The organism is Streptomyces sp. NPDC033131 (genome assembly GCF_055578365.1).
Genome location: NZ_JBVIPA010000067.1, coordinates 1 through 23,255, shown reverse-complemented (window position 1 = coordinate 23,255; position 23,255 = coordinate 1). Strand labels below are relative to the sequence as shown.

Here is a 23,255-nt window from a genome sequence, read left to right as displayed (position 1 = left end):
GGGTACCCGGTGGTAGTGCCCCGAGACAGTGTCCGCCCCGCGGGTGGCTCAGCGTCGTTCCGGCTTCGCGCTGCGCGACATCAGCTCCTTGAGGGCGACCACCGGGGGCTTGCCCTCGTGGACGATTCCCACGACCGTCTCGGTGATGGGCATGTCGACGCCGTGCCGGCGGGCCAGATCCAGCACGGACTCGCAGGACTTGACGCCCTCGGCGGTCTGCCTGGTGACCGCGATGGTCTCCTGGAGGGTCATGCCCTTGCCGAGGTTGGTGCCGAAGGTGTGGTTGCGGGACAGCGGCGAGGAGCAGGTCGCCACCAGGTCGCCGAGCCCGGCGAGTCCCGAGAACGTCAGCGGTTCGGCGCCCATGGAGAGGCCGAGGCGGGTGGTCTCGGCGAGCCCGCGCGTGATCAGGGACCCCTTGGCGTTGTCGCCCAGACCCATGCCGTCCGCGATGCCGACGGCGAGGCCGATCACGTTCTTGACCGCGCCGCCCAGTTCACAGCCGACGACGTCGGTGTTGGTGTACGGGCGGAAGTACGGCGTGTGGCAGACGGCCTGGAGCCGCTGGGCGACCGCCTCGTCGGTGCACGCGACCACGGACGCGGCCGGCATCCGGGCGGCGATCTCCCGCGCGAGGTTGGGGCCGGTGACCACGGCGATGCGGTTCTGCCCCACCTTGGCGACGTCCTCGATCACCTCGCTCATCCGCATGGCGGACCCGAGTTCGACGCCCTTCATGAGCGACACCAGGACGGTGTCGGGGGCCAGCAGCGGCGTCCATTCGGCGAGGTTGGCGCGCAGCGTCTGCGAGGGGATCGCGAGGACGGTGAAGTCGGCGTCGCGGGCGGCCTCGGCGGCGTCCGTCGTCGCGCGCAGGTTCTCCGGGAGTTCGACGCCGGGGAGGTAGTCGGGGTTCGTACGCGTGGAGTTGACCGCTTCCGCGAGGTCGGTGCGGCGCCCCCACAGGGTCACCTCGCATCCCGCGTCGGCCAGCACCGTACCGAAGGCGGTGCCCCATGATCCGGTTCCGAAGACGGCCGCCTTGACGGACTTGCTCACGTGCCCTGCCCTTCTTCCTGTCCGACCTTGCGCTGCGTCTGCGCCCGGGTGCGGCGCCGCTGCTCGATCCGCTCGTGGCGCGGGTCGTAGGGCCTCGCGGGCGCCTTCTCGCCGCGGACCTCCTCCAGCTGGCGGGTGATGGCGGCCATGATGACCTCGGTCGCGTCCTTCAGGAGCTCCGGGGTCATCTCCCTGTCGTAGAAGCGCGCCAGGTCGACGGGCGGGCCCGCGAGCACGCGGTGGGTCTTGCGCGGAAACAGTTCGAACCTCTTGGCGTACGGCGGCAGCACCTCGTTGGCGCCCCACTGGGCGACCGGAATCACCGGGCACTTGGTCTGCAGGGCGACCCGCGCGGCACCGGTCTTGCCGGTCATGGGCCAGCCGTTGGGGTCGCGGGTGAGGGTGCCCTCGGGGTAGAAGGCGACGCACTCGCCGCGCTCCACGGCGTCGATCGCGGCGCGGAAAGCGCTGAGCGCGTCCGTACTCTCGCGGTAGACGGGGATCTGTCCGGTGCCGCGCATCGCGGCACCGACGAATCCCTTACGGAAAAGGTCGCTCTTCGCCAGGAATCTCGGAACACGGCCGGTGTTGTACTGGAAGTGCCCGTAAGCGAAGGGATCAATGTGCGAATTGTGGTTCACCGCGGTGATAAATCCGCCCTCGACCGGAATGTGCTCCATTCCGCGCCAGTGCCGCTTGATCAGAACCACCAGCGGCGGTTTGCACAGGACCGCTGCGAAGCGGTACCAGAACCCGATTCTGCGGCGGGGCACGCGGACACCTTCCTCTAGGGCCTGGGGGCCGCACAAGTGTCGCCCCAGGCCGCCGGTCTGTCGAGAACACCGTACGCCCCGGCTCCGCGACCGCCAGATGGTCCTGGTGACGGCTGAGTGACAATGGCCGCGACAAGAGAGGTGCGAAACGCTCGTGCAGTGGACCTTGGTCATACCCGTGAAACCTCTGGCGCGGGCGAAGAGCAGGCTCGCGGACACCGCCTCCGACGGGCTGCGCCCGGGCCTGGCGCTCGCCTTCGCCCAGGACACCGTGGCGGCGGCGCTGGCCTGCCCCGCGGTGAAGGATGTGGCAGTCGTCACGGACGACGCCCTGGCCGGCCGTGAGCTCGGATCACTGGGCGCCCATATCGTCGCCGACGAGCCGCGCGGCGGCCTGAACGCCGCTCTGGCGCACGCGGCGGCCCTCGTACGCGCCGCCCGCCCCGAAAGTGCCGTGGCGGCCCTTAACGCCGATCTTCCGGCGCTGCGTCCGCTGGAATTGGCCCGGGTCCTGGACGCGGCGGCGGAATTCCCGCGCGCTTTTCTCCCGGACGCCGCCGCAATCGGCACCACTCTGCTGACGGCGCGCGAGGGCGAGGAATTGCGGCCCGCCTTCGGCACCGATTCCCGAGCCCGTCATCGTGCGTCCGGCGCCGCGGAAATCACGCTCGACGCGGTGGATTCCGTACGACAGGACGTGGACACCGGCGACGACCTGCGCGCCGCGCTCGCCCTGGGAGTGGGGCCACGGACGGCCGCGGCGGCCGCGCGGCTGTTGATCCCCGGGCAGTAGGCTGCCGCCATGCAGGCGACCGCATACACGTACGACCCCGACAGCCGCAGCGGGCAGGTGCTCCTCGACGACGGCACCCCGGTGCCTTTCGACGCGCCGGCGTTCGACGCGGGCGGGCTCAGACTGCTGCGGCCCGGGCAGCGGGTGCGCGTCGAGACGGAGGGCGAGGGCGAGGCCCGCCGGATCACCCTGGTGACGCTCCACACCTTCTGAACCCCCGGTGGACACGCCGCGGGCCGGGCTCCGCGGGGAGTCCGGCCCGGCGTGTGAGTGCCCCTGTGCCCTTACCTCTTGCGGGCGGTGGCCTTCTTGGCGGTGGTGGTGCGGGAGGCCGACTTCTTGGCGGGGGCCTTCTTGGCCGTCGCCTTCTTCGCCGGAGCGCTCTTGGCCGTCGCCTTCTTGGCGGTGGTCTTCTTCGCGGCGGTGGTGCCGGCGGTCGCCGAGGTCTTCTTGGCGGGCGCCTTCTTCGCCGTGGTCTTCTTCGCGGTGGCCGTCGTCTTCTTGGCGGGCGCCTTCTTGGCCGTGGCCGTGGTCTTCTTCGCGGCGGTGGTCCTGGTGGTGGCCTTCTTCGCGGCGGCCTTCTTGACCGTCGCGGAAGCACCGCCGGTCAGGCTGCCCTTGGGGGCCTTCTTGACGGCGACGTCGTTCTTCGGGAGCTTCTTCGAGCCGCTCACCAGGTCCTTGAAACCCTGGCCCGCACGGAAGCGCGGAACGGAGGTCTTCTTGACCCGAACCCGCTCGCCGGTCTGGGGATTGCGGGCGTAACGGGCGGGACGGTCGACCTTCTCGAAGGAGCCGAAACCGGTGACCGAAACCCTTTCACCTGCGACAACCGCACGGACGACGGCGTCCAGGACCGCGTCGACAGCGTCGGCGGCCTGCTGACGGCCGCCCATCTTGTCGGCAATCGTTTCTACGAGCTGCGCCTTGTTCACGTCTTCCCCTTCGGAGACATTGCCAGAACGAAAGTGTTCAAGCTTTTTCGCACGTTAGGCAGATATATACCGCAAATCAAACACGAAACGGGCTTATCACCCGTGCGCCGCAACGAACTCGACTGTCCTGGACTCGTTCAGCGTTCCTCTTCGGGGATTCGACCCGCGTCGAGGTCCGCCACGAACCGCTCCAGACGCCTTGTCGCATCGGCGAGATCGTGCTTGGCCGCGGCCGTAATGACCAGCAGCTTCCGGGTCAGCGCCATCCGTACGCCCTCCGGGACTTGCAGTGCGCGCACTCTTGTGTGCGCTTCCTTGAGTTGGTCCGCGACTGCCGCATAGAGCTCGAGTTGGCCGTCGTGTTCCATGCACAGATTGTGCCATCTGGGGCGAGTTGTCGCCTGCTCAGGGTGCAACTGCCGCCTCGAACGGCCTCCCGGGCGCCTGTCGGAGCCGCGGTCACAACGATCGCGTACCCCGGCAACAACCGTCCTAACGTGGGAAGTTGACAAGCGCGATCGCGCAGCGCAGGGCCGTTCGGGTGCAGACATGGCTGTACCCCCGATCGGGCCGATCGGGGGTACGGCGGGGGTGTCGCGGTGGCCGAAACTCGACCTGTTCGGTCGCCTGGGGCGTCCGCTCGGGTCAGATCTGGAGCGTCCTCGGCTTGTACGACGGACGCTTGGCCTCGTACGCGGCGATGTGGGGCTCGTTCTGCAGGGTGATGGAGATGTCGTCCAGCCCGTTCAGCAGCCGCCAACGGGCGTTCTCGTCGAGCTCGAAGGCGGCGGTGATGCCCTCGGCGCGTACCTCACGAGCCTCAAGGTCCACAGTGACCTCAGCAGTCGCGTCCTTCTCCGTGAGCTCCTGCAGCGCGTTCACGATCTTCTGCTCCAGAACCACCGTGAGCAGGCCGTTCTTGAGCGAGTTGCCGCGGAAGATGTCCGCGAAGCGGGAGGAGATGACGGCCTTGAAGCCGAAGTTCTGCAGCGCCCACACGGCGTGCTCACGGGAGGAGCCGGTGCCGAAGTCGGGGCCGGCGACCAGGACGGTCGCGCCCTTGCGCTCGGGCTGGTTGAGGATGAAGGACGGGTCCTTGCGCCAGGCCTCGAACAGCCCGTCCTCGAAGCCGTCCCGGGTCACCTTCTTGAGCCAGTGAGCAGGGATGATCTGGTCGGTGTCGACGTTGCTGCGCCGCAGCGGGACGGCCCGGCCGGTGTGCGTGGTGAATGCTTCCATGACTCTCAGACTCCAGCGGGCGTACGGGTCTCGGCGTCGGACAGGTCGGCCGGCGAGGCCAGGTGGCCCAGGACCGCCGTCGCGGCTGCGACCTGCGGCGACACCAGGTGCGTACGACCGCCCTTGCCCTGCCGTCCCTCGAAGTTGCGGTTGGAGGTGGACGCGGAGCGCTCACCGGGGGCCAGCTGGTCGGGGTTCATGCCCAGACACATCGAGCAGCCCGCGTGCCGCCACTCGGCGCCGGCGTCCTTGAAGACGACGTCCAGACCCTCGGAGACGGCCTGCAGACCGACCCGCGCGGAGCCCGGGACGACCAGCATCCGTACGCCGTCGGCGACTTTGCGGCCCTTCACGAGCTCGGCGGCGGCGCGCAGATCCTCGATGCGGCCGTTGGTGCACGAGCCTACGAAGACGGTGTCCACCTTGATGGAGCGCAGCGGCTGCCCGGCCTCCAACCCCATGTACTCCAGGGCCCTTTCGGCGGCGTGGCGCTCCGAAGCGTCTTCGTACGAAGCAGGATCGGGGACCTGCGCCGAAAGCGGCGCGCCCTGGCCGGGGTTGGTACCCCAGGTGACGAACGGCGCCAGCTCGGCGGCCTCGATCACGACCTCGGCGTCGAACTCGGCGTCGTCGTCGGTCCTGAGCGTCTTCCAGTACGCGACGGCGGCGTCCCAGTCCTCGCCCTTGGGGGCGTGCGGACGGCCCTCGAGGTACGCGAAGGTGGTCTCGTCGGGGGCGATCATGCCCGCGCGGGCGCCGGCCTCGATCGACATGTTGCAGATGGTCATGCGGGCTTCCATCGAGAGCTGCTCGATGGCGGAGCCGCGGTACTCCAGGACGTAGCCCTGGCCGCCGCCCGTACCGATCTTGGCGATGATCGTCAGGATCAGGTCCTTGGCGGTGACGCCGTCGGGCAGGTCGCCGTTGACGGTGATGGCCATGGTCTTCGGGCGGGCCATGGGCAGCGTCTGGGTGGCCAGCACGTGCTCGACCTGGGAGGTGCCGATGCCGAACGCCAGACCGCCGAAGGCGCCGTGCGTGGAGGTGTGGGAGTCGCCGCAGACGACCGTCATGCCGGGCTGGGTCAGGCCCAGCTGCGGGCCGACGACGTGCACGACACCCTGCTCGACGTCGCCCAGCGGGTGCAGCCGGACACCGAAGTCGGCGCAGTTCTTGCGCAGCGTCTCCAGCTGGATCCGGGACACCGGGTCGGCGATGGGCTTGTCGATGTCGAGGGTCGGGGTGTTGTGGTCCTCGGTCGCGATGGTCAGATCGAGGCGGCGCACCTGGCGACCGGTCTTGCGGAGGCCGTCGAAGGCCTGCGGGCTGGTCACCTCGTGCAGCAGGTGCAGATCGATGAAGAGGAGGTCGGGCTCGCCCTCGGCGCGCCGGACGACGTGGTCGTCCCAGACCTTCTCCGCGAGTGTCCTACCCATCGCTTTCCCTCCGGCCGGAAAAGGTGCCCCGGCCCAACTAGAGATCTTGAGGATGCGGCGCCCGCACCCCTGTTCCCGGGCGTCCGCCGCCGGACCCGTTGGTCTGCGGGCCGCTGTGTCTTCAAGAGTGGCGTGTTCCACCGAAAATTGAACTTGCGTTTCACAGAGTGAGACGCGAGTATCGTTTCATGGACAACAGTAGCGGCGTCGGCGTTCTGGACAAGGCAGCCCTTGTCCTGAGCGCCCTGGAGTCCGGTCCGGCCACCCTCGCGGGTCTGGTCGCGGCCACCGGACTGGCACGACCCACGGCCCACCGGCTGGCCGTGGCTCTGGAACACCACCGCATGGTGGCGCGTGACATGCAGGGCCGTTTCATTCTCGGCCCGCGCCTCGCCGAGCTGGCCGCGGCCGCCGGCGAGGACCGCCTCCTCGCCACGGCGGGCCCGGTGCTCACCCACCTGCGTGACATCACGGGCGAGAGCGCCCAGCTCTACCGCCGCCAGGGCGACATGCGCATCTGCGTCGCCGCGGCGGAGCGCCTGTCCGGCCTGCGGGACACGGTCCCGGTCGGCTCGACGCTCACGATGAAGGCGGGCTCGTCCGCGCAGATCCTGATGGCCTGGGAGGAACCGGAGCGCCTGCACCGGGGCCTGCAGGGCGCCCGCTTCACGGCCACCGCGCTCTCCGGCGTACGACGCCGGGGCTGGGCCCAGTCCATCGGCGAGCGCGAGCCGGGCGTCGCGTCCGTCTCCGCGCCCGTGCGCGGCCCCTCGAACCGTGTGGTGGCCGCCGTCTCGGTCTCCGGCCCCATCGAGCGCCTGACGCGCCACCCGGGCCGTATGCACGCCCAGGCGGTCATCGACGCCGCCGGCCGCCTCTCCGAGGCCCTGCGCCGCACGGGCTGAGGCCTTTCGGGACAACCGCTTCCGGGACACAGCGAGAAGGGCCTGCCTCAACGCCGCGGCAGGCCCTTCTCGCTCCCCCGAGCCCCTCCCAGGTGTTCCCCTCGCCGCCTTCTCCGCCGCCGCGACGCCGAAGGCGGCACACAGGAGGACCGCCCGGCATGTGGACGACGACCCCTGGGCCCGCACAAGCCCCGGCTGAGCGCGACCCTGTGGGCTGGGCACCCCGCAGACCGCGGAGCCGGACGTGGGGGACGAGCACGTCCAGGCAGCCCACCGTGAGATGGACCGGCTCCTGCGCCCGGACCCTGATCACCGTCTCCCCCGCCTAACGGTCACTGGTGGTGGCGGTCGCCGCCTTCCGCCGGCTCGACTACGACGGGGATCCCTAACTGGTCTTGGAGCACGGCCGGTTGACGCACCAGGCGGCCGTCCTCGACCTCGACTGCATGGAGACGCATCAGCCGGAGGCGGAGAAGGCGGAGGCGGCGGTCGCGGGCGCGATCTTCGTGGAGCCCGCGCCCGGAAATGCCTCAGGGCCTCCACCGAAGTGGAGGCCCTGAGGACTCGTATGTACCCCCGACCGGATTCGAACCGGCGCTACCGCCTTGAGAGGGCGGCGTGCTAGGCCGCTACACAACGGGGGCCTGGACTCTGCGTTTCCGCAGGTCCGAGCTGGTCTACCTGGACTCGAACCAAGAATGACGGTACCAGAAACCGTAGTGTTGCCAATTACACCATAGACCAATGTGGTTCAGACCAATTCGTACCCCCGACCGGATTCGAACCGGCGCTACCGCCTTGAGAGGGCGGCGTGCTAGGCCGCTACACAACGGGGGCCCTAGCGATCCTGCATGAGAGTCAGCGGGTGCGACCCGTACTGTCCCCCTGGGAAGGATCTGTACCCCCGACCGGATTCGAACCGGCGCTACTGCCTTGAGAGGGCAGCGTGCTAGGCCGCTACACAACGGGGGCTTCGCGGAGATGACCTCCGCTTTTGCAGATGAGCTCTGCGAGCTGGCCTACCTGGACTCGAACCAAGACTAACGGAACCAGAAACCGTCGTGCTGCCAATTACACCATAGGCCACTGGAACTCAAGCCCCGGTGGGGATCTTGCTCCTAGTGTGCTCCCCCGGGTTCCGGCCTTTCGGCCCGCACCCCGGCGGCGCAGGAAGAACATTACCCGAAGGTGGACGGGGCTCCAAAACGGGTATCGGAGCCGAGGATCGCGGGGAGTTCGGCGAGCGAGGCGATCCGGTGCGGACCGCCGAAGGCGTCACCGACGGCGTGGACTCCCTCGCGGTCGATCCAGACCGACAGCAGTCCGGCGTCGGCGGCGCCCCGCCCGTCGATCTCCGGGTGGTCGCCGACGTAGGCCACTTGGTGCGGGGCCAGCTCCAGGGCGTCACAGGCGGCCAGGAAGGCTCCGGCCTCGGGCTTGGAGACGCCGAGCTCCGCCGCGCACAGGATGATCTCGAAGCGGTCGTGCACGCCGAGGACGCGCAGCTTGCGGTCCTGGACGTGAATGCTGGAGTTGGACAGCACGCCGTGGCGGTGGCTGGCGGCAAGGGCGTCCAGGACGGGCAGGACGTCCGGGAAGAGGGCCCAGGCGGTCTCGTAGTGCGCGATGTACCGCTCGAACCAGGCGTCGGCGTCGGCGTCGCTCAGCTCCTCGCCCAGGAACACCCTTACCCGGTCCCGGCGCTGCCCCTGGAAGGAGGTCTCCCCCGCCGAGAACCGCGCCCACTGCCGGTCCGTGATCTCCCGCCACCGCGCGATGGCCTGCTCGACACTGTCGTACGCGTCGAGCAGCCCCTCGGCCACGAGATGGACGCGCATGCCGACACGGTCGGCCGCGGTGTAGTCGAAGAGGGTGTCGTCGACGTCCCAGACCACGGCGCGAATGCTCATGGTCCGACGGTAACGCGGGGACCCGCGCCACGTCCGGCGGAACGACGGAGGGGCGGTCACCCGGTGATCCGGGTGACCGCCCCTCACGCGCGCGTGCGCTACGCCGTCAGCTTCGCCAGTGCCGCGTCGATGCGGGCGAGGGTCTTCTCCTTGCCCAGGATCTCCAGGGACTCGAAGAGGGGCAGGCCGACCGTGCGGCCGGTCACGGCCACGCGTACCGGGGCCTGCGCCTTGCCGAGCTTGAGGCCGTGGGCCTCCCCGGCGGTCAGAACGGCCTCCTTCAGGGACTCCGGGGACGTCCAGTCCGCCGGCTCCAGCTTCTCGCGGGCCGTGCGGAGCAGGGCGTCGGAGCCCTCCTTCATCGCCTTCGTCCAGCTCGGCTCGTCGAAGACCGGCTCGGCGAGGAAGAGGAAGTCGACGTTGTCGGTGATCTCGGAGAGGACCTTGAGGCGGGTCTGGGCGTGCGGGGCGATCGCCTGCCACTTCGTCTCGTCGAAGGCCTCCGGCGCCCAGGGCGCGAACGGGGGCTGCAGCCAGGGGCGGCAGCGCTCCGTGAAGTCCTTCACGTCGAGCAGCCGGATGTGGTCGGCGTTGATCGCCTCGCACTTCTTCAGGTCGAAGCGCGCCGGGTTGGGGTTCACGTCCGCGATGTCGAAGGCCGCGACCATCTCGTCGATCGTGAAGATGTCCTGGTCGGCGGAGAGCGACCAGCCCAGCAGGGAGAGATAGTTGAGCAGGCCCTCGGGCAGGAAGCCGCGCTCGCGGTAGAGGTTGAGCGACGACTGCGGGTCCCGCTTGGAGAGCTTCTTGTTGCCCTCGCCCATCACGTACGGCAGGTGCCCGAAGGACGGGATCCGCTGGGCGACGCCCAGTTCGATCAGAGCCTTGTACAGGGCGATCTGGCGGGGCGTCGAGGAGAGCAGGTCCTCGCCGCGCAGAACGTGCGTGATGTCCATCAGCGCGTCGTCGACCGGGTTCACCAGCGTGTACAGCGGGGCGCCGTTCGCTCGTACGATCCCGTAGTCCGGCACGTTCTCCGGGAGATACGTGATCTCGCCGCGGACCAGGTCCGTGAAGGTGATCGTCTCGTCGGGCATGCGGAAGCGGACGATCGGGGTGCGGCCCTGGGCCTGGTACTCCTCGACCTGCTCGGCGCTCAGGTCGCGGCAGTGGCCGTCGTAGCCGGACGGCTTGCCGGCGGCGCGGGCGGCCTCGCGGCGGGTGTCCAGCTCCGCCTGGGAGCAGTAGCAGTGGTAGGCGTGGCCGGCGTCCAGGAGCTTGTGCGCGACGTCCTTGTAGAGGTCCATGCGCTGCGACTGGCGGTAGGGCGCGTGCGGGCCGCCGACCTCGGGGCCCTCGTCCCAGTCGAAGCCGAGCCAGCGCATCGAGTCGAGCAGCTGGCCGTACGACTCCTCGGAGTCGCGGGCCGCGTCGGTGTCCTCGATGCGGAAGACCAGAGTGCCCTCGTGGTGCCGGGCGAACGCCCAGTTGAACAGGGCGGTGCGGACCAGGCCCACGTGGGGGTTACCGGTGGGCGAGGGGCAGAACCGTACTCGGACGGCGGGGACGGGTGCGCTAGCCACGCTTGACAACCTTGTTGGTGAGAGTGCCGATGCCTTCGATGGTGACGGCGACCTCGTCGCCGACGGTGAGCGGTCCGACGCCTGCCGGGGTGCCCGTGAGGATCACGTCGCCGGGGAGCAGCGTCATGGCCTCGGTGATGTTGACGATCAGGTCCTCGACGGAGTGGATCATCTCGCCGGTGCGGCCGAGCTGGCGCTGCTGACCGTTGACGGTGAGCTGGATGGTCAGGTCGGACGGGTCGAGGTCCGTCTCCACCCACGGGCCGAGCGGGCAGGAGGTGTCGAAACCCTTGGCCCTGGCCCACTGCTTCTCGCGCCTCTGGACGTCGCGGGCGGTGATGTCGTTGGCGCAGGTGTAGCCGAGGATGACGTCCTTGACCCGCTCGCGCGGGACCTCGCGACACATCCGGCCGATGACCACGGCCAGTTCGGCCTCGTGGTGGAGGTCCTCGGAGAAGCCCGGGTACTGGATCTCGTCCCCGGACCCGATCACCGAGGTGGACGGCTTGAAGAAGGCGAACGGGGCGTCGGGGACCTCGTTGCCCAGCTCGCGCGCGTGCTCCGCGTAGTTGCGGCCGAAGGCCACGACCTTGTTGGGGAGCACCGGCGGCAGCAGCCTCACCTTGCTCAGCGGGACCTTCGTACCGGAGAGTTCGAAGTCCGCGAACGGGATGCCCTTGATGATGTCCAGGACGAGTTCGTCCGGCCTGTCCCCTTCGACCGCACCGAAGGCGACGTTCCCGTCGATGGAGAATCTGGCGATGCGCACGAGATCCTTGCGCCCCTCACTGAGCTGGCTGGAGTCTGACGCTCCAGGCTAACGCGGCCGGGCCTGTCCGGCGGATCAGGTCGGAGGGAAGCGGCGGCACCTCGTCAACGCTGGTGAGCGGGGGCTGGTGCGTCCGGCTGCACGGCGGAGGTGGACAGGCCCAAGGGCCGGGCGCCTCGCGCATGTGCGTGGGCGCCCTTGACATCACCGGCGGCGTTGATGATCTACTCCTGGGCGGAGCCGGCCGTGGCGGGCATCTCCATCAGGATCGTGCGGCGGGGGTTGGCGGTCTGGGCCGGAAGGTCGATGGAGTGCTCCGGCTGCTCCGGGGTCTGCAGTTCGTCGGCGTCCTCGAGGTGTGCCAGCGTCGTGCGCCGCGGGTTGGCGGTGTGGCGGAACATCATCGTCGTCTTCACGGTTGTACGAGACCTGTCCTGTAGGGGCGCCGGGAGATCGGGCGGGCCGAAGGGCCGCTGGACGGCGCGGGTTGTCGGATTTGCCATCCCTGTAAAGCGTCAGGCTAAACATGCAATTCCCCAGAAGAGACGTACAGCCCCCAAGATCGGCATGTGAGTTTCCTCACTTACCTATGGGCAAATCGACCAATTCGGACCTGCAACCCACCTCAACGAAACGGACATTGCCCCCCTGAAGCCATCATTCCGCTCCTGATCATGGCGACTGGGACACCACTTACCTCCGAGCGACTCGCTCGCATATGTCCGATATGGGGGAGAACGGGTTCTACGTCCGGTGACGCGGCACTCACGTGGTGTCACGTAGGTCACGGCATGACCACGGGCCTTGTTGCAGATCCGCCACTGTGCTGGAATTCCACGGACCGCCGCAGGATCGAGCCGGCGCACAGGGGGCGCAGAGAAGCGCCGAGCGGCGGCCAGATAGGGGGATCCAGCGCGCCGGTCACTCACGACCACCAGGGGAGCGTATTTCAGGGCGCCCCCCTACGACGCCGACACCGTCCTTCCGTTCACGCGGAGGGGCGCCTGGTCCAGAGGTTGCGACGCTAGTGCAGGGACGTTTCAAGAGGGATGGCAGTGCTTCGGCGGAGCCGGAGCCGCATGGCGGGACTGGCCCGACGGCCGGCAGCTCCTCGCCCCAGCACGCCCAGAACCCGGGTCCGGCCCCGTCCGGTGACGGCGGTGAGCGCTCCGGGCGCCCCGGCGCGTCCGCGTCGGCCGGCTCCGCCACTCCGACCACGCAGGACGTGAAGCCGCCGAAGAGCGGCCCCGGCCCGCGAATAGCCCTGCGCAACTGGCGCATCTCCACCCGTCTGGTGTCACTGCTCGCGCTCCCGGTGGTCGCCGCCACCTCGCTGGGCGCGCTGCGCATCAACCAGTCCATGGACGACATCCAGCAGCTCGACAACATGAAGCTGCTGACGGAGATGACCAAGCAGGCCACCGAGCTGGCCGCGGCGCTCCAGGAGGAGCGCGACCAGTCGGCCGGTCCGCTGGCGCACGGCTCGGCAGCGACCGACTTCACGGTCAAGGGCTACCGGGACAAGACCGACCGGGCCATGACCGCCTTCCAGGACGCCGCCGAGGAGATCGACGCCTCCAGCAAGGAGGGCAACCTCCAGGGCGTCCGCGAAAGCCTCGTCGGCCTCATCCGCGACCTGGGCGGCCTGGAGAAGATCCGTAGCTCCGCCTACGAGACCACGAACAACGCCTCCCAGACCGTCGAGGGCTATCACCGCCTCGTCACCCACCTGCTCGACCTCTCGCAGGACATGGCGGAGGCCACCAGCAACCCCGAGATGATCCAGCGCACGCGCGCGCTGTCGGCCTTCTCCTCGGCCAAGGAGTACGCGTCGATCCAGCGCGCGATCCTGGCGGCGGCGCTGCCCACCGGCAACACCACGTTCGGCAAGCTCAGCGAGAACGACCGGCTGTACGCCGAAGGCGCCCTGGAGAGCGAGGACTCCGACCTCTCGAGTTTCCGGAGCATCTACGGCACCGACAACGCCCCCGAGCTCCTCAAGCCCATCGAAGAGGGCAACCCGACCATCCAGGCCACCGACACCTACGCCAGCCGCGCCCTGCGGACCTCGGGTGGTCTCGCCGACCTGGACAAGCGGTCGTACAAGGACTGGGTGGACGACAGCTCCACCAAGATCGAGCAGATGGGCAACATCGAGCACACGCTGCTCGAGGACATGGAGCAGAAGGCCCGCGAGCTGCGCAACGAGGCGGAGCAGGAAGCGATCATCTCCGGTGCGCTGATCCTGCTCGTGCTCGGTGTGTCGCTGGTCGGCGCCTTCGTCATCGCCCGCTCCATGATCCGCTCGCTGCGCCGGCTCCAGGAGACCGCCAACAAGGTCGCCCAGGACCGGCTGCCCGAGCTGGTCAAGCAGCTGTCGGAATCCGACCCGCAGGACGTCGACACCTCCGTCGAGTCCGTCGGTGTGCACTCCCGGGACGAGATCGGCCAGGTGGCCGCGGCCTTCGACGACGTGCACCGCGAGGCGGTCCGGCTCGCCGCCGAGCAGGCCCTGCTGCGAGGCAACGTCAACGCGATGTTCACCAACCTCTCGCGCCGCTCGCAGGGTCTGATCCAGCGCCAGCTGTCGCTGATCTCCGAACTGGAGTCCCGCGAGGCCGACCCCGACCAGCTGTCCTCGCTGTTCAAGCTCGACCACCTCGCGACCCGCATGCGCCGTAACGGCGAGAACCTCCTCGTTCTCGCCGGTGAAGAGCCCGGCCGTCGCTGGACCCGCCCGGTCCCGCTGGTCGACGTGCTCCGCGCCGCCGCGTCCGAGGTGGAGCAGTACGAGCGCATCGAGCTGGCCTCCGTGCCGACCACCGAAGTGGCCGGCCGGGTCGTCAACGACCTCGTGCACCTGCTCGCCGAGCTGCTGGAGAACGCGACCTCGTTCTCCTCCCCGCAGACCAAGGTCAAGGTCACCGGTCACGCGCTGCCCGACGGCCGGGTGCTGATCGAGATCCACGACACCGGCATCGGCCTCTCCCCCGAGGACCTTGCCGCGATCAACGAGCGGCTCGCCTCGCCGCCCACCGTGGACGTCTCGGTCTCCCGCCGCATGGGTCTGTTCGTGGTCGGCCGGCTGTCGCAGCGTCACGGCATCCGCATCCAGCTCCGCCCGTCCGACTCCGGCGGTACGACCGCACTGGTCATGCTGCCCGTGGACGTCGCACAGGGCGGCAAGAAGCCCCAGCCCCAGGGCAAGCCCGGCCAGGCCGGCGTCGGCAGCGCCTCGCAGGCCGCCGGTGTGGCCGCCGCTCGTCGCGGCACCGGCCAGCAGGGCGGCGGTGTCCTCGGGGGCGCCCCCGCCGGTGCTCTCGGCGCCGGTGCGCCCACTGGCGGCCGGCTCAACGCCGGTCAGGGGCCGCGCGCCGCGCTGCCCGGGCGTGACGGTGGCGGTCGTCCCGGTGGCGCGCCGCGCGGACCGCAGGGTCCGGGTATGCCGCCGCAGGGCCGCCCCGCTCCGGCCGGTGCCGGTTTCGGCGGCCAGGCGCCGGGCGCCCCGCAGGGCCTGCAGGCCGCGGGCACCAACGCCTCGCAGGGCCAGGACGCCTTCGGCGGCAACCGCCCCGTACCGCCGCAGTCGCCGCCGTCGTCCCAGCAGCCGTCGAACCCGGGCAACGAGCCGCAGGGCCAGGGCCGGCGCCGTCGGCCGCAGCTGCCGGGCCGTGGCGGTCCGCGGGCCGAGCTGCCCGGTGGCGACAATCCGCAGCCTCGCGTGCCGAGCTGGAGCGACGAGAACGCCCAGCCGCCGGTGCCGCGGGCCTCGCTCGACACCCCGCGCGGCCATGACGAGCCGGACCCGGCGCAGACCTCCCGCATGCCGCGGCTCGACGACCCGCAGAGCCCGGGCGCGACCACTCAGATGCCGGCGATCCCGCGCGGCGACGGCCGTCAGGGCCCCGGCGCACCCGCCTCCGGTGGGAACAGCGGTCCCCAGAACACGGGCCAGCTCCCCCGCCCCGGCACGAACGGCGTGCAGAACTCGGGCCACTTCGTCCGCCCGGACGTCTTCGGCGCCCCGCCCGCACCGAACTCACCTCCGGCATCGTCGAATCCGTCGGCCACCGGTCCGTTCGCGGTGCCGCAGGCCTACGACAGCGGCTCCACCGGCCAGTTCCCCGCGCCGGGCTACGACGCCGGCTCCACGGGGCAGTTCCCCGTGCCGGGCTACGACAACGGCTCCACCGGCCAGTTCGACCGCCCGCAGCCGAACGGCACGCAGGGCGGCGCCGACTTCGGCGCTCCCCGTCCGCCCGCCCCGCAGCGTCCGCAGCAGCGGCCCGCCCGTCAGGAGCCCGAGGCGTTGCCGCCCGCGGGCCCCGGTGACGGCCGTACGCCGCTGTACGACACGCTCGAGACCAACTGGTTCCACGGCCAGCAGAACGGCCAGCACAACGGGCAGCAGAGCAACGGCTCCGCTCCCACCCCGGCGGCCCCGCAGCAACAGCCGCAGGCTCCCGCCGCTCCTCAACGTCCCGTAGCCAGCTCCTGGCGCAGCTCTCCGAACGACGACCTCGTCCGGCAGGCAGAGCGCGTACGGCAGCCGGCCGCGGGCGGCGTCACCACCTCCGGTCTGCCGCGCCGGGTGCCCAGGGCGAACCTCGTTCCGGGCACGGCGCAGCAGCAACAGCACCAAACCGGTCCGCAGGTCTCGCGTGCGCCTGACGACGTACGCGGCCGGCTGACCAATCTCCGTCGGGGCATTGCGCAAGGTCGACAGGCCGGTACCGGCCAGACCGGAAGCTTCCCGAGCCCCACTCACCAGCAGGAGCGTTAGTTGAGTCCGATGAGCCAGGCGGCACAGAACCTGAACTGGTTGATCACCAACTTCGTGGACAACACCCCAGGGGTGTCCCACACCGTCGTCGTGTCCGCCGACGGCCTCCTTCTGGCAATGTCCGAAGGCTTTCCGCGCGACCGCGCCGACCAGTTGGCCGCAGTCGCCTCCGGTCTGACGTCCCTGACGGCCGGGGCCTCCCGGATCTTCGAGGGCGGCAGCGTGGCACAGACGGTCGTCGAGATGGAACGGGGCTTCCTGTTCCTGATGTCCGTCTCGGACGGCTCGTCCCTGGCCGTCCTCGCACACCCCGACTGCGACATCGGTCTCGTCGGCTACGAGATGGCGCTCCTGGTCGACCGCGCGGGCGCGGTGCTCACGCCCGACCTGCGCGCCGAACTCCAAGGCAGTCTGCTCCACTGACCGCCACAGGATCCACCCGCCTCACCAAATCACCGTCCGGCCGCCACAATCCCCCCACCGGCCCCTGTCCGACGGCTAGCTGACCGACTTGCTGTCCCGCCCGGAGGATTCATGACCCCGCCCACCGCCTCTCATGATCCGTACGCGGAGCCGTACGAGGATGAGGGCGATCAGCCGCTGGTACGTCCGTACGCGATGACCGGCGGCCGGACCCGGCCGCGCTACCAGCTCGCCATCGAGGCCCTGATCAGCACCACGGCCGACCCGGCGGCGCTCATGGGACTGCTCCCGGAGCACCAGCGGATCTGCCATCTGTGCCGCGAGGTGAAGTCGGTCGCCGAGGTTTCGGCGCTCCTGGCCATGCCGCTCGGCGTGGCCCGCATCCTCGTCGCGGACCTCGCGGAGGCCGGACTCGTCGCCATTCACCAGCCGGGTGGCGACGACAGCACCGGTGCTCCGGACGTGACACTGCTCGAAAGGGTGCTCAGTGGACTTCGCAAGCTCTGACGGAGGCAGGACAACCACCTCCGCGAAGATCGTGGTGGCGGGTGGCTTCGGCGTGGGCAAGACCACGTTCGTCGGCGCCGTCTCCGAGATCAACCCGCTGCGCACAGAGGCTGTGATGACGTCCGCGAGCGCGGGCATCGACGACCTCACCCACACCGGAGGCAAGACCACCACCACGGTGGCCATGGACTTCGGCCGTATCACGCTGGACCAGGACCTGATCCTGTACCTGTTCGGTACGCCGGGCCAGGACCGTTTCTGGTTCATGTGGGACGACCTGGTGCGCGGCGCGATCGGCGCGATCGTCCTGGTGGACACCCGCCGCCTCGCCGACTGCTTCCCCGCGGTCGACTACTTCGAGAACAGCGGTCTGCCGTTCGTCGTCGCGCTGAACGGCTTCGAGGGGCATCAGCCGTACGCTCCCGAGGAGGTGCGCGAGGCGCTGCAGATCGGTCCGGACACCCCGATCATCACGACGGACGCCCGCCATCGTTCCGACGCGAAGTCGGCGCTGATCACGCTGGTGGAGCACGCTCTGATGGCACGGTTGCGCTAGCACGCAAATCGGCAGTGATGTACGGAAGTTGTCGTAGAAGCTCCGGAGCCGGCTGTGTCCTTTGACACGGTCGGCCTCGGTGTTCATAACGTTTCGGCAGAGGAATCGGGTGGTACGGCCACTCGTCGCGGTCGGGCGGTGTCGCTGCGCGCACAAAGGCCCCGTCTTTTGACGGGGCTCGCTCTTTATGACCGTTTTATCTGGGGCTTACATCACTCCGGATCCCCGGCCTCCACTGTTTGGAACTGCGTAGGGCCACGTGCTGGAATGCCTGAACTGCCCAATAGTCAAAGACGTACTCCCCAGTCGATGACAGAGCGGGCTCTGAGACACTGCGGCACAACGTTAGGTGCCGACCGCCGGAAGGTTGTTGGTCGAGTGAGGCGAAGCAAGAACGGTCCCGAGCCGTCGGCCCGGGGCAACTTCACCCCGCCGCCGCGCGGAGCGGCGTCCGCCCAGGTGCCAGGTTCGGAGCCGATGGCCACGCCCGCTTCCAGTGGCGGCCGTTTCTCCCCGCGCAACTGGCGGGTGCCGACCCGGCTGAACGCGATCCTGCTCATACCCGTGGTGGTCGGCCTCGTCATGGGCGGCTTCCAGGTGAAGAGTTCGATCGACACCTGGCAGGAGGCCCAGGACGCGGAGAACACCGCGCGTCTGGTGCGGGCCGCGCTGGCCTACGGCAACGAGCTGCTCGTCGAGCGCGACGTGACCGCCGCGCCCCTGCTCCAGGGCAAGGGCGAGAAGAACAAGACGGTCGTCGAGGCCCGCGCGAACACCGACCGGGCGGCCGACGCCTTCGACGAGGCCGTCCGGAGCATGCCGGACCGGCCCAACCTGGTGCGGCGCCTGGAGCGCTTCCGCGAGGTGGAGCCGGACCTGGCGAAGCTCCGCAAGGCCGCCTACACCAGCCAGCTCTCCGGCGTCGAGACGGAAGAGGGCTACGTCGCGACCGAGCACCGGCTGCTGGAGTTCGCCAACGAGCTCGGTCTGGGCACCGGCAACATCACCAGCTACGGCCGTACGGTCTACGCCATCTCGCTGACCAAGGGCGCGGTCTCACTGGACCGCTCCATCGGCATGCACATGCTGATCAAGCCCGGCCCCGAGGCCACGGACCTGGCCAAGCAGCGTGTCGCCCTCTCCTCGTACGCGTACCTGGAGGGCATCGCCGTCCAGGAGTACACGAGCGGCGGCACCGCGCAGGACGTCGCCAAGCTGACGGCGGCCAACACGCAGATCAAGGCCGACGGCGCGAAGATGGCCGCGGAGGCCAAGGCCAAGGACCCGGACTACGTTCCGCCGCCCTCCGACCCCACCACGATGGTCACGAAGCTCGCCTCGCTGCCCTCCACGGACACGAGCGACCGCGCCGCCCTGGCCCAGGAGGGCATCACCGCGGAGAACTGGTGGGCGGTCACCACGCTCAAGTTCAACGCGTACAACGCCATCGAGAAGGACCTGGCCGACACCGCGGTGAACGAGGCCTCCGACATCGCCGACAGCGCCAAGCGTGACGCGCTGATCACCGGTGCCGCCGTCGTGGTCGCCCTGCTCGCCGCGTTCATCCTGGCCGGCATGGTGGCCCGCCAGATGAGCCGTGCGATGCGCCAGCTGCGCAACGCCGCCTTCGGTATCGCCGAGCAGCGCCTGCCGATGCTGGTCGACCAGCTCTCGCGTACCGACCCCGGCCGCGTCGACACCCGTGTGCAGCCGATCCCGATCACCACCAGGGACGAGATCGGCGAGGTCGCCCGGGCCTTCGACCAGGTCCACCGCGAGGCCGTCCGGCTCGCCGCAGAGCAGGCCCTGCTGCGGGGTAACATCAACGCGATCTTCACCAACCTGTCGCGCCGCAACCAGTCGCTGATCGAGGGCCAGCTGACCCTGATCACCGACCTGGAGAACAACGAGGCCGACCCGGACCAGCTGGAGAACCTCTTCAAGCTGGACCACCTGGCCACCCGTATGCGCCGCAACGGCGAGAACCTCCTGGTCCTCGCCGGCGAGGAGCCCGGCCGCCGCTGGGACCAGCCGGTCCCGCTGGTCGACGTGCTGCGCGCCGCCTCCTCCGAGGTGGAGCAGTACGAGCGCATCGAGCTGTCCGGCGTCCCGGAGGCCGAGATCCACGGCCGCGCGGTCACCGACCTCGTACACCTGCTCGCCGAGCTGCTGGAGAACGCCACCACGTTCTCCTCGCCGCAGACCAAGGTCCGTGTCACCGCGACCCGGCTGCCCGACGGCCGCATCATGATCGAGATCCACGACAAGGGCATCGGCCTCACCGCCGAGGACTTCGCGGACATCAACCACAAGCTGGCCAACCCGCCGACCGTGGACGCCGCGATCTCCCAGCGCATGGGCCTGTTCGTGGTCGGCCGGCTGTCCGACCGGCACGGCATCCGCGTCCAGCTGCGCCCCTCCGGCGAGCAGGCCGGCACGACCTCGCTGGTCATGCTGCCCGACGCGATCACGCACGGTGGCAGCGGCGGCGAGCAGCAGCGCGACGAGTTCACGGTCTCGCAGATCATCCCGGAGCAGCAGAACTTCCAGGGCGAGAACTTCAACAACGGCCTGCCGATGCGCACGGCCGCGGAGCTGGGCTTCGACGACAGCCGCTACACCGAGGTCCCGGACGACATCCGGGAGCTGGACCCGGTGGGCCGCTCGCTGATGCGCGAGGAGCGCCGCGCGGCCCTGGAGTCCCAGGGCCCCCACGGCCAGCCGTCCGACCACCAGTCCGCCGAGTACGCCGAGAGCTTCGACGGCCCGGGCGGCTACCAGGAGCAACAGCAGCAGCCGTCGTACGACCACCAGACGGCGTACGAGGAGCAGCGGCAGCCGACGTACGAGGAGCAGCAGCAGACGGCGTACGAGGCCCCGCAGCGGCCCGCGTACGAGGAGCCGCAGCGCCCGTCGTACGACGAGGGGTACTACGCGCCGAACGGCGGCCTGCCGCAGAACGACGGCTTCTCCTCCAACGGTGGTTACCCGGAGCCGGCGTATCCGGAGCCGGTCCGCGAGGAGCCCGCGCGGGCCCATACCGCCGCCCCGGAGACGTTCTCGGGCTTCGAAGAGCAGTCCTACCAGGACGACTGGCCGCAGCAGGACGGCTACCGCAACGGATACCCGGACCAGTACGCTCCGCAAGCGGAGTCCGTGCAGGCCGCTGACGTGAGTGAGCGGGACCGCGTAGGCTTCGAACGACCGGGACCGACCTCCTCCGCCAGCCACGACCTGACCGACGCCGGCCTCCCGCGCCGCGGATCCACCCCGAACGGCGCGAACGGCTCGGGCGGTGCGCGGCAGGCGACCCAGGAGCCGTCGGCCCCTGCCGAGGGCAACGGCGACCCCGACTGGCGTTCGGCGAACGACGCGCGCTGGCAGCAGGCCTCGCAGCTCCGCAAGCCCAAGGCGGGCGGGGTCACCTCCTCCGGTCTGCCGCGGCGGGTGCCCAAGGCCAACCTGGTCGAGGGAGCCGCCGAGACCACCCCCCAGGGAGGCCCACAGGTCTCCCGCGCTCCCGAGGACGTCCGGGGCAGGTTGAGCAACCTGCGTCGCGGTGTCGAGCGGGGCCGCAGCGCAGGAAGCGAAACGAACGGTCAGGGCTTCGGTTCTGACAGCACCTACAACCAGGAGCGTTAGTGTGAGCCCGATGAGCCAGGCGGCGCAGAACCTGAACTGGTTGATCACCAACTTCGTGGACAACACCCCCGGGGTGTCCCACACCGTGGTGGTCTCCGCCGACGGACTCCTTCTGGCGATGTCCGAAGGCTTTCCGCGCGACCGTGCCGACCAGCTCGCGGCCGTCGCCTCCGGTCTGACGTCTCTGACGGCAGGCGCCTCCCGTATCTTCGAGGGCGGCAGCGTGAATCAGACGGTTGTGGAGATGGAGCGCGGATTCCTCTTCATCATGTCCATTTCCGACGGTTCGTCGCTCGCGGTGCTCGCGCATCCGGAGGCCGACATCGGCCTCGTCGGATACGAGATGGCGCTCCTGGTCGACCGTGCCGGTACGGTCCTGACGCCCGATCTGCGTGCGGAGCTCCAGGGGAGCCTGCTCAACTAACAGACACACGGTGCGTTTTGGCGTCCCGAGGCCATAAGGTTTCGGGACGCGGCTCCACAGTGATGGGTGCCAGGCACAGTCGGAGGAGGAGAGAAAGTGGCAACACCCCCAGGCGGTTCACCTTCGGGTAACTGGTCGTACGGCCCTGGCCAGGGTCAGGGCGACGGTTCCCAGAACCCCAACCGTTACAACTTCCCCTCCGCTCCGAGCCAACGGCGTCAGCAGCCGTACGCACCCCAGGGCCCCGGGCCGTCGCCGTACGACCAGCCGCCGGCCCCGCGCATCCAGCCCGTGCAGCCGCAACGACGCGCCCCTGAGCCCGCGCCCGCCGGGGCGGCGAACAACCCCCTGGTGCGCCCCTACGCCATGACGGGCGGCCGCACCAGGCCGCGGTACCAGCTCGCCATCGAGGCACTGGTGCACACCACCGCGGCTCCGCACCAGATGCAGGGCCAGTTGCCCGAGCATCAGCGGATCTGCAACCTCTGCCGGGAGATCAAGTCGGTGGCCGAGATCTCGGCCCTGCTCACGATCCCTCTCGGCGTGGCCAGGATCCTCGTCGCCGACTTGGCGGAGGCGGGCCTGGTCGCCATCCATCAGCCCGGCGGCGACGAGAGCGCCGGCGGCCAGCCAGACGTGACACTGCTCGAAAGGGTGCTCAGTGGACTTCGCAAGCTCTAGCGGAGGGCCTTCCCGCTCCACCACCTCCGCGAAGATCGTGGTGGCTGGCGGCTTCGGCGTGGGCAAGACCACGTTCGTCGGCGCCGTCTCCGAGATCAACCCGCTGCGCACAGAGGCCGTGATGACGTCCGCGAGCGCGGGCATCGACGACCTCACCCACACCGGAGACAAGACGACCACCACGGTCGCCATGGACTTCGGCCGTATCACCCTGGACCAGGACCTGATCCTGTACCTGTTCGGCACGCCCGGCCAGGACCGCTTCTGGTTCATGTGGGACGACCTGGTGCGCGGCGCGATCGGCGCGATCGTCCTGGTGGACACCCGCCGCCTCGCCGACTGCTTCCCCGCGGTCGACTACTTCGAGAACAGCGGTCTGCCCTTCGTGATCGCCCTCAACGGCTTCGACGGCAATCAGCCGTACAACCCGGACGAGGTCCGCGAGGCCCTCCAGATCGGCCCCGACACCCCGATCATCACGACGGACGCCCGCCACCGCGCGGACGCGAAGTCGGCCCTGATCACGCTCGTGGAGCACGCTCTGATGGCGCGCCTGCGGTAGCGAGAGACTCCGGACGGCCCCTGCACCTCCCCCGGGAGGCACAGGGGCCGTTTGCGTGCCCGGCGGGTCACCAGAGCCCTGCGGAGTCGCGGCCGGCCGCCCGGAGCAGGATCACCGGCGGCCTCCTCGCCCAGCCGACGCGCGGGCCCCAGGGGGTGCGCGAAGGCCCCGGCCGCCCGAGGGGGCGGATTCTAGGGATCGTCGCAACACGTGATTGGTTGTGTCAGACGGCGAGCAGTTTATGCAGGCGCTCGGCTGGGGTTTCCCAGCCGAGC

The 23,255-nt window shown here is 69.7% G+C and carries 21 protein-coding genes and 5 tRNA genes; 11 read left to right on the top strand and 15 right to left on the bottom strand.

Annotated elements, in window-relative coordinates:
* Positions 1–48 precede the first annotated feature (48 nt).
* Entirely contained in the window at positions 49–1,059 is a 1,011-nt protein-coding gene (locus ACZ5XS_RS42775) for an NAD(P)H-dependent glycerol-3-phosphate dehydrogenase (protein ID WP_468660794.1), read from the bottom strand.
* Positions 1,056–1,832 (bottom strand): lysophospholipid acyltransferase family protein, encoded by a 777-nt coding sequence (locus ACZ5XS_RS42770; RefSeq protein WP_468660792.1) that lies wholly within the window; start codon positions 1,830–1,832, stop codon positions 1,056–1,058. Before ACZ5XS_RS42770 ends, ACZ5XS_RS42775 begins: the two co-directional genes overlap by 4 nt.
* A gap of 154 nt (positions 1,833–1,986) precedes the next feature.
* Between ACZ5XS_RS42770 and cofC the strand changes: the two genes are divergently transcribed.
* Both cofC and ACZ5XS_RS42760 read left to right on the top strand, forming a co-directional pair.
* Positions 1,987–2,625: a 2-phospho-L-lactate guanylyltransferase gene (gene cofC, locus ACZ5XS_RS42765; protein ID WP_468660790.1), complete on the top strand. Its 639-nt coding sequence runs from the start codon at positions 1,987–1,989 to the stop codon at positions 2,623–2,625.
* Positions 2,626–2,634: 9 nt separating this feature from the next.
* Positions 2,635–2,838 (top strand): hypothetical protein, encoded by a 204-nt coding sequence (locus tag ACZ5XS_RS42760; RefSeq protein WP_040906068.1) that lies wholly within the window; start codon positions 2,635–2,637, stop codon positions 2,836–2,838.
* A gap of 71 nt (positions 2,839–2,909) precedes the next feature.
* Here the strand turns inward: ACZ5XS_RS42760 and ACZ5XS_RS42755 are convergent, their stop codons facing one another.
* The 4 genes from ACZ5XS_RS42755 to leuC form a co-directional block, all read right to left on the bottom strand.
* On the bottom strand, positions 2,910–3,560 hold the full coding sequence (locus ACZ5XS_RS42755; protein ID WP_468660788.1) for an HU family DNA-binding protein: 651 nt from the start codon (positions 3,558–3,560) through the stop codon (positions 2,910–2,912).
* Between the two features lie 137 nt (positions 3,561–3,697).
* Positions 3,698–3,928, bottom strand: a complete 231-nt coding sequence (locus ACZ5XS_RS42750; RefSeq protein WP_468660787.1) for an SCO5555 family protein — start codon at positions 3,926–3,928, stop codon at positions 3,698–3,700.
* A gap of 277 nt (positions 3,929–4,205) precedes the next feature.
* A complete protein-coding gene (gene leuD / locus ACZ5XS_RS42745; RefSeq protein ID WP_468660785.1) occupies positions 4,206–4,799 on the bottom strand; it encodes a 3-isopropylmalate dehydratase small subunit in 594 nt (197 codons plus the stop codon).
* Between the two features lie 5 nt (positions 4,800–4,804).
* Entirely contained in the window at positions 4,805–6,235 is a 1,431-nt protein-coding gene (gene leuC / locus ACZ5XS_RS42740; RefSeq protein ID WP_468660783.1) for a 3-isopropylmalate dehydratase large subunit, read from the bottom strand.
* 188 nt (positions 6,236–6,423) lie between these two features.
* Here leuC and ndgR point away from each other — a divergent pair, with 188 nt between their 5' ends.
* Positions 6,424–7,140, top strand: a complete 717-nt coding sequence (gene ndgR / locus ACZ5XS_RS42735) for an IclR family transcriptional regulator NdgR (RefSeq protein ID WP_028806673.1) — start codon at positions 6,424–6,426, stop codon at positions 7,138–7,140.
* Between the two features lie 571 nt (positions 7,141–7,711).
* Here ndgR and ACZ5XS_RS42730 read toward each other — a convergent pair.
* From ACZ5XS_RS42730 to ACZ5XS_RS42690, 9 genes are all read right to left on the bottom strand, one after another.
* Positions 7,712–7,784 (bottom strand) — tRNA-Glu (locus ACZ5XS_RS42730).
* A 28-nt stretch (positions 7,785–7,812) separates the two neighbouring features.
* A tRNA-Gln gene (locus tag ACZ5XS_RS42725) sits at positions 7,813–7,884 on the bottom strand.
* Positions 7,885–7,904: 20 nt separating this feature from the next.
* Positions 7,905–7,977, bottom strand: a tRNA-Glu gene (locus tag ACZ5XS_RS42720).
* A gap of 62 nt (positions 7,978–8,039) precedes the next feature.
* Positions 8,040–8,112: transfer RNA gene (locus ACZ5XS_RS42715), tRNA-Glu, on the bottom strand.
* Between the two features lie 42 nt (positions 8,113–8,154).
* Positions 8,155–8,226, bottom strand: a tRNA-Gln gene (locus tag ACZ5XS_RS42710).
* A gap of 92 nt (positions 8,227–8,318) precedes the next feature.
* Positions 8,319–9,050 carry an HAD family hydrolase gene (locus ACZ5XS_RS42705; protein ID WP_468660780.1) on the bottom strand — a complete coding sequence of 244 codons (732 nt, stop codon included), beginning with the start codon at positions 9,048–9,050 and terminating at the stop codon, positions 8,319–8,321.
* A gap of 98 nt (positions 9,051–9,148) precedes the next feature.
* Positions 9,149–10,633 (bottom strand): glutamate--tRNA ligase, encoded by a 1,485-nt coding sequence (gene gltX, locus ACZ5XS_RS42700; RefSeq protein ID WP_468660778.1) that lies wholly within the window; start codon positions 10,631–10,633, stop codon positions 9,149–9,151.
* Positions 10,626–11,402 carry a fumarylacetoacetate hydrolase family protein gene (locus ACZ5XS_RS42695; protein ID WP_468660776.1) on the bottom strand — a complete coding sequence of 259 codons (777 nt, stop codon included), beginning with the start codon at positions 11,400–11,402 and terminating at the stop codon, positions 10,626–10,628. The genes gltX and ACZ5XS_RS42695 overlap by 8 nt, the downstream gene beginning before the upstream one ends.
* A 224-nt stretch (positions 11,403–11,626) precedes the next feature.
* Positions 11,627–11,818, bottom strand: a complete 192-nt coding sequence (locus ACZ5XS_RS42690; protein ID WP_217234704.1) for a hypothetical protein — start codon at positions 11,816–11,818, stop codon at positions 11,627–11,629.
* A gap of 611 nt (positions 11,819–12,429) precedes the next feature.
* Here ACZ5XS_RS42690 and ACZ5XS_RS42685 point away from each other — a divergent pair.
* The 8 genes from ACZ5XS_RS42685 (at position 12,430) to ACZ5XS_RS42650 (ending at position 22,980) form a co-directional block, all read left to right on the top strand.
* Positions 12,430–16,185 (top strand): sensor histidine kinase, encoded by a 3,756-nt coding sequence (locus tag ACZ5XS_RS42685; RefSeq protein WP_468660774.1) that lies wholly within the window; start codon positions 12,430–12,432, stop codon positions 16,183–16,185.
* A 9-nt stretch (positions 16,186–16,194) separates the two neighbouring features.
* Positions 16,195–16,608 carry a roadblock/LC7 domain-containing protein gene (locus tag ACZ5XS_RS42680; protein WP_030611534.1) on the top strand — a complete coding sequence of 138 codons (414 nt, stop codon included), beginning with the start codon at positions 16,195–16,197 and terminating at the stop codon, positions 16,606–16,608.
* Between the two features lie 111 nt (positions 16,609–16,719).
* Entirely contained in the window at positions 16,720–17,115 is a 396-nt protein-coding gene (locus ACZ5XS_RS42675) for a DUF742 domain-containing protein (RefSeq protein WP_030045307.1), read from the top strand.
* Positions 17,096–17,671 (top strand): GTP-binding protein, encoded by a 576-nt coding sequence (locus tag ACZ5XS_RS42670; protein WP_217234706.1) that lies wholly within the window; start codon positions 17,096–17,098, stop codon positions 17,669–17,671. The genes ACZ5XS_RS42675 and ACZ5XS_RS42670 overlap by 20 nt, the downstream gene beginning before the upstream one ends.
* Before the next feature lie 378 nt (positions 17,672–18,049).
* Positions 18,050–21,313 carry a nitrate- and nitrite sensing domain-containing protein gene (locus tag ACZ5XS_RS42665; RefSeq protein ID WP_468660771.1) on the top strand — a complete coding sequence of 1,088 codons (3,264 nt, stop codon included), beginning with the start codon at positions 18,050–18,052 and terminating at the stop codon, positions 21,311–21,313.
* A 10-nt stretch (positions 21,314–21,323) separates the two neighbouring features.
* On the top strand, positions 21,324–21,737 hold the full coding sequence (locus tag ACZ5XS_RS42660) for a roadblock/LC7 domain-containing protein (protein ID WP_033321188.1): 414 nt from the start codon (positions 21,324–21,326) through the stop codon (positions 21,735–21,737).
* A 96-nt stretch (positions 21,738–21,833) separates the two neighbouring features.
* Positions 21,834–22,418, top strand: a complete 585-nt coding sequence (locus ACZ5XS_RS42655) for a DUF742 domain-containing protein (protein WP_217234708.1) — start codon at positions 21,834–21,836, stop codon at positions 22,416–22,418.
* Positions 22,399–22,980: a GTP-binding protein gene (locus ACZ5XS_RS42650; RefSeq protein WP_026248371.1), complete on the top strand. Its 582-nt coding sequence runs from the start codon at positions 22,399–22,401 to the stop codon at positions 22,978–22,980. Before ACZ5XS_RS42655 ends, ACZ5XS_RS42650 begins: the two co-directional genes overlap by 20 nt.
* Positions 22,981–23,255 lie beyond the last annotated feature (275 nt).

Coding starts and splice junctions, on each gene's coding strand:
- ACZ5XS_RS42660 (WP_033321188.1), top strand. CDS start 21,324: ATGAGCCAGGCGGCGCAGAACCTGAACTGGTTGATCACCAACTTCGTG.
- ACZ5XS_RS42705 (WP_468660780.1), bottom strand. CDS start 9,050: ATGAGCATTCGCGCCGTGGTCTGGGACGTCGACGACACCCTCTTCGAC.
- ACZ5XS_RS42680 (WP_030611534.1), top strand. CDS start 16,195: ATGAGCCAGGCGGCACAGAACCTGAACTGGTTGATCACCAACTTCGTG.
- ACZ5XS_RS42760 (WP_040906068.1), top strand. CDS start 2,635: ATGCAGGCGACCGCATACACGTACGACCCCGACAGCCGCAGCGGGCAG.
- ACZ5XS_RS42750 (WP_468660787.1), bottom strand. CDS start 3,928: ATGGAACACGACGGCCAACTCGAGCTCTATGCGGCAGTCGCGGACCAA.
- ndgR (WP_028806673.1), top strand. CDS start 6,424: ATGGACAACAGTAGCGGCGTCGGCGTTCTGGACAAGGCAGCCCTTGTC.
- leuD (WP_468660785.1), bottom strand. CDS start 4,799: ATGGAAGCATTCACCACGCACACCGGCCGGGCCGTCCCGCTGCGGCGC.
- leuC (WP_468660783.1), bottom strand. CDS start 6,235: ATGGGTAGGACACTCGCGGAGAAGGTCTGGGACGACCACGTCGTCCGG.
- ACZ5XS_RS42675 (WP_030045307.1), top strand. CDS start 16,720: ATGACCCCGCCCACCGCCTCTCATGATCCGTACGCGGAGCCGTACGAG.